Source organism: Bifidobacterium sp. VU/mBH4 (B4) (assembly GCF_058199535.1).
In genome coordinates this window covers 707060-715270 of sequence record NZ_JBVPQJ010000001.1, presented here as the reverse complement: position 1 = coordinate 715270, position 8211 = coordinate 707060, and the positions used below count along the sequence as shown (strand labels likewise).

The window sequence follows — 8211 nt, the reverse complement described above, 5'->3', positions numbered from 1 at the left end:
CCCGCAGCCTTTGCGGCTGTAGGGCTTTCGTGTGGTGCGCCAGACAGGATTCGAACCTGCAACCTGCTGATCCGTAGCCAGCTGTATAATAAGAACTGATTTAGGAACAGTTCCTCAAGAATGGCGGAATATCAACAGTTCTAGCACAACTGTGGTGTTACTGATACACTACTGATAGTCAGTTCTATGTCCTAAAAATATCCAACAAAATAGGAGGGCGGATGGCACGGCGGCGAGCGAACGGCGAGGCAAGGCCATACAAGTTCACGTCCACCTGGAAGAGCCGCGACAAGGACGGCAATCCGGTCATCAAAAGCAGGCAGAGATGGCAGCAGCAGATATACGTCGGATACCTGCCTAACGGGAACCCGCGCAAGAAGACCTTCACTGCAGACACTGCCGGCGCTGTCACAGCAAAAGTACGTGCCTGGCGCAAGGAGCTCAAGGAGAACGACGGGGTTGAAGTGGACAAGAAAGCCACATTGGGCTCCTACTCCCCCGTCTTTCTGGCAAAGAAAAAGGAGATGGTGGATCCCAAGACTTACAGGATGTATACCAACGTCTTGAAGAATCATCTCGCAGACTATCAGGACAAGCCTCTGGCGCAGTTCACACCGTCCACTATCACGCACATACTGGCCACGGCCAAGGCCCATGACCGAAAGGGACGCGTTTTGGGAAGTGCCGGGCTAAGCCTGAAGAAGCAGCTGAGATCGACTCTTCACTCCCTCTTTGAAGATGCAAAGAGGGACAGGATAATCCCGTCAAACCCTGCTGAGAAGCTGCCCATCCCCCAGAGCAAGGATGCCCAGTATAAGGAGGTTGGTCGGGAGAGAACCGCATTTAGCGTGCCTGAGATGGAATCGATGCTGCGAGCTGCTGCCGCGATGCCCGATAAGGCAGTGGGAGCGCGCATGTGGTTCCGCTTGCTGACCGGCATGCGCCAAGGGGAGATCCTTGGTGCCCGCGAGCCGGACCTCCGCCTGTACAAGGCCGGGACCGTATCATACGAGGACCGTGAAGTCGAGAAGGAATGCGAATACATGGATGCGGATGACAACCCGCAGAAAGGCACCATCAAAGTCACGGAGCAGGTCCCCGTGGAAACAAAGGCGCTGGTCGGCAGCTATGAGGTCAACTGGAAGCTGGAGGAACTCCAGAAAGACCACGGGTGCGGAAGCAAGGGCCCAGATGGCTGGCCGTGCCAAAAGAAAAGAGGAGCCAACTGCCCTGACTGGAAATGGAGGATCCCGGACGGATTCGACATGCTCCACCTTACGGGCCGCTGGTGCCTCACCCATCCCAAGAGCCTGACAGGGCGCAGAGTCCCCATAGTGCCCGTGCTGGCCCAGGTGCTGAAGCAGCATCTTAAAGCCACGAGCAAACAGCCGAATCCATATAATCTGTTATTCCATAACGCCGATGGCTCCGTTATCGACCCCAAGCAGGATACTGCGGACTTCCGCAGCCTGATGGAGCTGGCGCACATACCCCACCCGGAGTCTCACTCTGGTCATGAGACCAGGCACAGCGTGGTAACCCTGCTGGCGTCCATGGGTGTGGACGCGCAGCTTATCAAGGAGATCGTCGGCCACTCCTCCGACGCAATGGTCGAGCACTATCGTCACGCCGACGACAGCGAGCGCCTGCGGGCGATGGAGACGCTGGATGAGAGCCTGGGACTGGAGCAGATCGGCTGGGCCGGCAAGTAGACCACTCCTTATATATGCCGGTATCTGCGCTCGATCTCCCTCACGGTCCTTTCGGTGGCCCCGTATCGGATGGTGGCGAGGTCGACTCTGATCTGCTGGTGGATGGTGGCGAGGCGCTCGCGGTCCTGCCGGCTGAGTCCGGCTTGCTGCTCCTGGTCGATGACCTGGTCGATGCGCTTGTGCAGGAGAATGGTCAGCCGCTCCCGATCATCATCCGAAGCTGGGATGTAGGAGGGGTGGTTGTCGGGGATCTGGGAGACATCATCAGGGATATAGGCCATACCTGGGATAATAAGCTGGGATTGGCAGAATCATGCGGAAAGCAGATGCTCAGTTATTGCGACATGCACCACCACGCCATGGAAGGCAAAGCAGCCATTACCCTCAGCCAATACCTCGAATGAAAAAGTTATGCCGTCCGCATTATTGGGGGAGCCGGACTACATGACAAGACCAGATTACAGGTTATCGGACAAAATTATGTAGAGAAGGCTTATGAAGCTTATTTTTTGGTCTCTGGTCTTTTTACCTCGATATCCGAAAAAGCCGCATCACCCTGTTGCACCACAGGGAGGACCGGTATAGGCACTTCCATGTTCCCGGCCATCTGCGTCAGGGTGGCTCTGAAATACGGGTAGACGAGGAAGAAAGCGACCTTGTTGAAGAACTCGGTCAACACGGCATCGTCCACGTCGGATTCATTGAGATCTTTCATCCGGTAATAGGCTGAGTATGCGATTGTGTAGCAAGCGCCTTCGCCATTAAGCTGCAGTGATGCGGTGAAAGCAAACCTATCCTGTCCACACACGCACATTGCGTCCCAAGTGCCTTCATTCTTGGATAGATTTTTGTACCCATCCGGCGGGTTTGCTCCAGAGGGCACCCTTACGCCTTGCACCAAATCCAGACTGAGGCTATTAAACTCAGATCTTTCCAATAATGTCTCTATTCTCACCGCATCTCCAGTTTCAGCGTCTTATAAGTCACCTTAAAGCCACTGCCTTCACGTCGCTCCGACCCGTTAATGGCACGGAGCCACGCGTTAAGAGATAAAATCAAATTCTCTGTTACCTGATTCTCGTACCGATTGACCACCTTTTCTTCAACACAACTACTTGGACTACCATCATCAGGCTCTACATGATGTGAAATTACACACCCCAAAGCATTCGCGTATCGGCGCAGTGTACCAAGCTTCGGATCCGTGTTCCCAGATTCAATTGAAGATACAGCAGGCTGTGTGATCCCCATCCTGAAGGCGAGATCCTCCTGGGACACTCCCTGCTGCTCTCTTATTGTTTTCAGCTGTTCCACGAGCTGTCCGTCAAGACGAATCTGCTTACGAGCCCTGTGCAGACGCTCTTCGCGGCTCTTCACACCCGCTTGCTCCTTCAAAGTTCCCTCCTATATAAAGTGCAGTTTATATAAAGTACCCTACAAAGACCGTACTGGCAAATCAAAGCCTCCGTAAGCGGAAATAATCACTTCTACACTGAAGGTGGTACTTCCACAAGTTTTTCCCAGCGGGATCTCCGGCATTCGTCAAACCTGAAGGCCGCTGACTTAGCTGCCTCGTCTTGGTTAATGTGTGCATCTTCTTTCCCCTGATCAACTTTTGCATACAAGTAGACACAAATTACCCCGTTCGGTTTTGATTCATCCTGACCGTGGAATAGCCGAGCGCCTATATAGCCGGTTCTCTTACTCGATCGTTGGGAATTAGGATAATGCGTTTTAATCTCATATATTATTTCCGGCTCGGTTGTCGCAGGGTTAATGAGCTGAATTTGTCGTATCCCTTCGAGCATCCCTTTACGAGCCAAATCGAGTGTGTGCTCAAACTCCACCTGAGCCTGTACGAATTGATCATCATTATAGAATTTATTACTGAACTGCTCCTGAAAAGCGTCTTCAAGTGTTTGGCACTCACCATAAGGGAACCAAAATATGGTATTAGTGCTTCCCCGTTTTGAACATATTGACTCTGACAACTGGTCTTCTTCGCCCCTATGTGTTTGTGCTCCAGAGGAATGCATGTTATACATATTACTCCATATGTAACATTGAACGCAAAAAACGCCCTCGCTCCGGTCTCCCGGAGCGAGGGCGATTGTGTTTTAAGGTCGTTACTTGCCTGCCAGGCGCAGAGGGTTGTAGGCAACGCCGAAGCCTCCGGCGATGGCTCCTGCGGCTGTCGAGATGAAGCCGCCGATCTCAGGGTGGCCGAAGCACATGAAGCCCAGGCCGACGATGGAGGCGATCAGGCCGGCCACGTAGACGATGGTGCGCACCTGGTCGCTGAAGACGGGCGTATACCCGTCCTGGGGTCTTGCTGCCGCATGCTCGGGCATGGGATTGTCTGTCATGTTATCTCCTTACTAGTAGGGGTTCTGGTCGGTGATGGCGATCTGCAGCCGGTCCAGGGGCTCGCCGTACATGCCGGCGAACGTGTCGCCGCCGACGCTGGTGCCGTCGTCGCATACGACAGGCAGCCAGCCTTGCCGGATGGCGGTCTGGCTGCGGTACCAGGCCTGGGAGAGCGGCCTGCCGGCCGGGGTCGTGTAGTACAGCTGCACCCCGTCGATGGCCTGGCCGGGCACTCCCGCGCACCCGTTGACCGTGTCGTTGATGTCGGAGTGGTCCACCCAGTCCTGCCATCCGCCACCCAGCAGGTGGGTACGGTAGCGCAGGCTGCCCTCGTCCACGCGGACGGTCAGCAGATCATGGCTGGAGCAGGGCATGCCCGCGAAACCCTCGTCGCCGGGCCCAAAGTCGGTGACCTCGTCCAGCCATCCGCCGCCCTGCTGGCGCAGCCGGTAATGCACATGCGTGGCCAGCCTTGCCGGCGCAGCGGATGCCACAGGAGTCTGCTGGCCCGTAAAACGCAGGTAGCAGTCCCACGGGTAGTCGTAGTAGGGGTTCGTGTTGGTCTCCCCGCCGGTCTGGTCGCCGCCGGAGCCCCAGGCTGTGCCATACTCGCTCATGCTGGCCTGGGCGAGCCGCCCTCCCCCGATGTAGACGGCCACATGGTCAGCGTCGTTGAGCAGGATGTCGCCCGGCATGGGGTTGCCGTCGTTGGGCAGGCGGGCCCATCCTCTGGCGGTCAGGTTGGCGCTCAGATTGCCCGTGTAGGTGGCGGAGCCTGTGTCGAAGCCCGCCTCCCGCAGGCACCAGATGACCAGGCTGGAGCAGTCCGCATTCCCTCCGTCCCGGATGTCCCACCGGTCGGACTGTGAATAGCCCAGGCTGGCGACATCGCACCAGTAGCGCATCCGGGCGATAAGCACGTTCAGGTCAGCCATTCTTCCGTGCTCCTTCCTTCAGGGCCTGCTCGGCGTCTTCCGCAGTGACTGCCGGTATGCCGGCGGGCGGCATCGTGTCCCCCTGCTCTTGATGTGTATGCGCTTGGCGGTCGTCCATGACGGCCTCCTTTCCGCCCTTATCGGGCATGAAGAAGCCGCCCGGAGGCGGCGTTGATTGGTACAGGTGGTCATGCGGCGAAGAGGAGCATGGCCAGGCAGAAGGCCAGCAGCCGGCCGACGCACCAGGACACGACCATCCACACGACAGCTACGGTGATCGCCCCATAGGCGACCAGGCCCAGCACCTCCAGCAGTCCGGCCAAGAATCTGCGCATTGTTTTCCCTCCTCATCTAATCGGCATGAAAAAAGCCGCCCGGATGGGCGGCGGGACAGGTGAAAGGGGTCAGTCGACGGTGGGCAGAGCCTTGATCTCCTCGTAGATCTTGGTCCCCGTGCCGTTGCCTCCCAGGCTGTGGTAGGCGCGGTAGACGCGGTCGGCCTCGTCCATGACCGCCACCGGGATATAGCCCAGGGGCACGTATTTGGCGTGGATCTCCAGGAGCTCGGCCCGCAGAAGGGTGCGCAGGCCCGTCTCCATGGCCTGGTCGCGCGCCTCCTCCTTGCGGTGGCTTTTCAGCAGCCACCCGCAGACTCCACCCACCCCGGTCAGGAGCATGGGCACGATGGACTCCAGGATGGTCATCAGCAGGTCAGGCATCCACAGGTCCCCTCTCAGCATTCCGTCAAGAACACATAGCGGCTGAAGACATGGGGGTCCGTGTAGGGGTCGGCGAAAGCCCAGTCGCCATTCGAGTCGATGCTCACGTCGCCGAACTTAATCGTCTGGATGCGCACGACGTATGTGCCGGCCTTCATGAACAACATCCTGCTGCTCGTGAAGTTGTCGATGCCGCCGTTCTTTGGCGGGGAGAGCAAGGCGTGCCTGACGGCTGTCCGCCCACCGGGGGTGGATATTTCCAGGCGGATGCCGTATTCCCCGTTGCCCGCCACGCGGGCACCCATATCGCACATGTACCATCGGCCCTCGCCCGGCCCGGGCACCACGAACATGTCGTTGTCCACCTCCTTGACCCAGCCGTCCACGGGCACGCCCGACCAGTTCGACACCCACTGGTAGACGCGCCGGCCCACCCGGTACCGGGGCATGGAGTTGACCGTGATGTCCCCCGAGATGCTGGTGGACTCTGACCCGGCGATGTCCACCCGGTTGGCCGCCACGCCCGCGGTGCTGCCCTGCGGGCCGATCGTGGCCGAGAGCTGCGGCTGCTGGGGGCTCGTGCCCATCAGCAGCCTGCTGGAGGCCCCGTTGTGGTCCCCCCAGATCAGCCAGTAGGGGTGCGTCGGGTCATCCCCGATGCCCTGCAGGCCGCCCGTATTGGATCCTTGGATCAGGGTCTGGCTCAGCTGGATGCGATCCCCGCTGCGCGCGGTCTGGAAGCCGCCCACGGCCTGCACCAGGCCCCCAGACGTTTTGAAAAGTACGTTCCCGTCCTTGTCCTTGGTCCAAAATCCGGTCTCATCGAGGCCGTTCAGCCCGTCCTTGGTGACGAACTTTTCGGACTGGATGATGGCCGCGGCCAGGCTGCCCACATCGATCTCGTCGGCCAGTATCTTGCGCACCAGGAGTTTTTTGAGCATGGCCTCGTCGGCCTTGATCTTGACAGCGGTCACCGACCCGTCGGCCATGCTGATCGGCCCCAGGCTGCCGGGCACCAGCAGCTGGTCGGCCATTACGACCTGGCGATTGAACCTCGTCCCGTCCCAGACCATCACGCCGATGACGTTGCCCGTGCCGTCCTGCCGATACCACACATCCCCCTGGGTCAGGCCAGCGTGCGCAGGCTCGTCCTTGCTGGTGTAAGTACGGTTCTTCCCGTCCGCCGTGGTCTGTGCGCCTTGCGCCTCGGTCACGTCCTTGACGGTCAGGCCGGTAAGCCACCAGCCCTGCGCGTCAGCTCCATAGGCGTTGACGTTCAGCCACATGACCAGGCTGTTTGGCAGGTCATCCCACGTGTCAGGGGTCTTCGCATAGCCGCTGACCCACGCCCATTGCAGGGCGTCCTTGGCGTGGACGGTGAAGCACTCGTCCCAGTGCGTGCCGCGGTTGGTGTATCGCCAGCCGATCCGCAGGTCCTTGCGGTCGGCTTTGTCGGCCAACACCCAGGCACCGAAACGGTAGACCCGGCTCTTCGCCAGGGGGAAGCGCCAGGTGCTGAAATAGTCACGCTGCTTTATCTCCGCGTAGTGCCCATACGGCTGCGGAGGCGCGGCAGGGGCGTCACCCGTGTCCATGCCGATGCCGAACCCATCCAGGTCGCCAAGCGCCGGGTCCATGCCCGGGTTGCGCACCAGCTCGGCCCCGTTGGACAATGCCCGGTCAGCCTTGCCGGAAGCAGCCGAGGCCACGGATGCGGCGGCATCGGCCTTATTGGAAGCCGTCGAGGCGGAAGCGGCCGCATCATCGGCTTTGGCCGAAGCGGCAGAAGCAGCGGCTGTAGCGGCATCGGCTTTGCTAGAGGCCGTGTCTGCTTTCCCGGAGGCTGATGTGGCAGCTGAGGCGGCCGTCTGCGCATCCTTGGAGGCCTGCTGTACGTCCTTGCTCACCCCGGCGATCTGGTTGATGGCCTCTTGCGCCTTGTCCTGCGCGTCTTTGATCTCGTCGGCTCCGACGACGCTCTTGACCGTCACACTCACAGCCTCTGTGGCGTCGGACCCGTTGGGGGCCGGGCTGCCGTCCTCCGCATGCGCATCATCCCACGCCCTGGCGGTCACCTGGTGGACGCTGTCCGCCTCATACGGGCCCAGGGTCACCGTGCCACGGACCCGCAGCTGGCTGGCCTCCACGCCATCCACCAGGACGCTGACATGGTCAAAATCCGCGGGGATGCCACCCTTGAGGGTGCCGTCCCAGGAGACGAGGATCATTCCGGCGGCCGAGTCCACGCCCACACCCGTGGGCATGCCGGGCGCGGTCGTGTCCCCCACCCAGGGGGCGATGCCTGCAGGACCAGCACCCTTTCCGGCGATCAGCTTGGATTTACCGTCCTCATTGTGCAGAGTGATGGTAGCAGACTTACGCGTCTGCTGCTTTTTGGCTTTTGACAGTGCCAGCTGCGCGAGACCTGCTGCTGTATCCTCCCTGCTCCTGGGTGTGATGTCAGGATGAAAAGCCATT

At 59.6% G+C, this 8211-nt stretch carries 11 protein-coding genes; 1 reads left to right on the top strand and 10 read right to left on the bottom strand.

Annotation, left to right across the window (positions count from 1 at the left end; translation table 11 throughout):
- Positions 1-221: 221 nt before the first annotated feature.
- Entirely contained in the window at positions 222-1712 is a 1491-nt protein-coding gene (locus AC0AII_RS03210) for a tyrosine-type recombinase/integrase (RefSeq protein WP_490446076.1), read from the top strand.
- A gap of 8 nt (positions 1713-1720) precedes the next feature.
- Here AC0AII_RS03210 and AC0AII_RS03205 read toward each other — a convergent pair whose 3' ends face one another.
- From AC0AII_RS03205 to AC0AII_RS03160, 10 genes are all read right to left on the bottom strand, one after another.
- Entirely contained in the window at positions 1721-1993 is a 273-nt protein-coding gene (locus tag AC0AII_RS03205) for a hypothetical protein (protein WP_490446075.1), read from the bottom strand.
- A gap of 221 nt (positions 1994-2214) precedes the next feature.
- Positions 2215-2427, bottom strand: a complete 213-nt coding sequence (locus AC0AII_RS03200; RefSeq protein WP_416516958.1) for a hypothetical protein — start codon at positions 2425-2427, stop codon at positions 2215-2217.
- A 236-nt stretch (positions 2428-2663) separates the two neighbouring features.
- On the bottom strand, positions 2664-3107 hold the full coding sequence (locus AC0AII_RS03195) for a helix-turn-helix domain-containing protein (RefSeq protein WP_490446074.1): 444 nt from the start codon (positions 3105-3107) through the stop codon (positions 2664-2666).
- Between the two features lie 92 nt (positions 3108-3199).
- Entirely contained in the window at positions 3200-3757 is a 558-nt protein-coding gene (locus AC0AII_RS03190) for a hypothetical protein (RefSeq protein ID WP_490446073.1), read from the bottom strand.
- A gap of 81 nt (positions 3758-3838) precedes the next feature.
- Positions 3839-4078, bottom strand: coding sequence for a hypothetical protein (locus AC0AII_RS03185; protein ID WP_490446072.1), 240 nt, complete (start codon positions 4076-4078; stop codon positions 3839-3841).
- Between the two features lie 12 nt (positions 4079-4090).
- The gene (locus tag AC0AII_RS03180; RefSeq protein WP_490446071.1) at positions 4091-5014 is read right to left on the bottom strand and encodes an endolysin-like domain-containing protein; all 924 of its coding nucleotides are present in this window, start codon (positions 5012-5014) and stop codon (positions 4091-4093) included.
- Complete coding sequence (locus AC0AII_RS03175) at positions 5007-5162, bottom strand: hypothetical protein (RefSeq protein WP_490446070.1); 156 nt, start codon at positions 5160-5162, stop codon at positions 5007-5009. Before AC0AII_RS03175 ends, AC0AII_RS03180 begins: the two co-directional genes overlap by 8 nt.
- A 40-nt stretch (positions 5163-5202) precedes the next feature.
- The gene (locus tag AC0AII_RS03170; protein WP_463318183.1) at positions 5203-5349 is read right to left on the bottom strand and encodes a hypothetical protein; all 147 of its coding nucleotides are present in this window, start codon (positions 5347-5349) and stop codon (positions 5203-5205) included.
- Positions 5350-5418: 69 nt separating this feature from the next.
- Positions 5419-5733: a hypothetical protein gene (locus AC0AII_RS03165; RefSeq protein WP_490446069.1), complete on the bottom strand. Its 315-nt coding sequence runs from the start codon at positions 5731-5733 to the stop codon at positions 5419-5421.
- Between the two features lie 14 nt (positions 5734-5747).
- The gene (locus tag AC0AII_RS03160; RefSeq protein ID WP_490446068.1) at positions 5748-8210 is read right to left on the bottom strand and encodes a hypothetical protein; all 2463 of its coding nucleotides are present in this window, start codon (positions 8208-8210) and stop codon (positions 5748-5750) included.
- Between the last annotated feature and the right edge of the window lies 1 nt (position 8211).

Coding starts and splice junctions, on each gene's coding strand:
- AC0AII_RS03180 (WP_490446071.1), bottom strand. CDS start 5,014: ATGGCTGACCTGAACGTGCTTATCGCCCGGATGCGCTACTGGTGCGAT.
- AC0AII_RS03210 (WP_490446076.1), top strand. CDS start 222: ATGGCACGGCGGCGAGCGAACGGCGAGGCAAGGCCATACAAGTTCACG.
- AC0AII_RS03190 (WP_490446073.1), bottom strand. CDS start 3,757: ATGTATAACATGCATTCCTCTGGAGCACAAACACATAGGGGCGAAGAA.
- AC0AII_RS03160 (WP_490446068.1), bottom strand. CDS start 8,210: ATGGCTTTTCATCCTGACATCACACCCAGGAGCAGGGAGGATACAGCA.
- AC0AII_RS03205 (WP_490446075.1), bottom strand. CDS start 1,993: ATGGCCTATATCCCTGATGATGTCTCCCAGATCCCCGACAACCACCCC.
- AC0AII_RS03165 (WP_490446069.1), bottom strand. CDS start 5,733: ATGCCTGACCTGCTGATGACCATCCTGGAGTCCATCGTGCCCATGCTC.
- AC0AII_RS03200 (WP_416516958.1), bottom strand. CDS start 2,427: ATGAAAGATCTCAATGAATCCGACGTGGACGATGCCGTGTTGACCGAG.
- AC0AII_RS03185 (WP_490446072.1), bottom strand. CDS start 4,078: ATGACAGACAATCCCATGCCCGAGCATGCGGCAGCAAGACCCCAGGAC.
- AC0AII_RS03170 (WP_463318183.1), bottom strand. CDS start 5,349: ATGCGCAGATTCTTGGCCGGACTGCTGGAGGTGCTGGGCCTGGTCGCC.
- AC0AII_RS03175 (WP_490446070.1), bottom strand. CDS start 5,162: ATGCCCGATAAGGGCGGAAAGGAGGCCGTCATGGACGACCGCCAAGCG.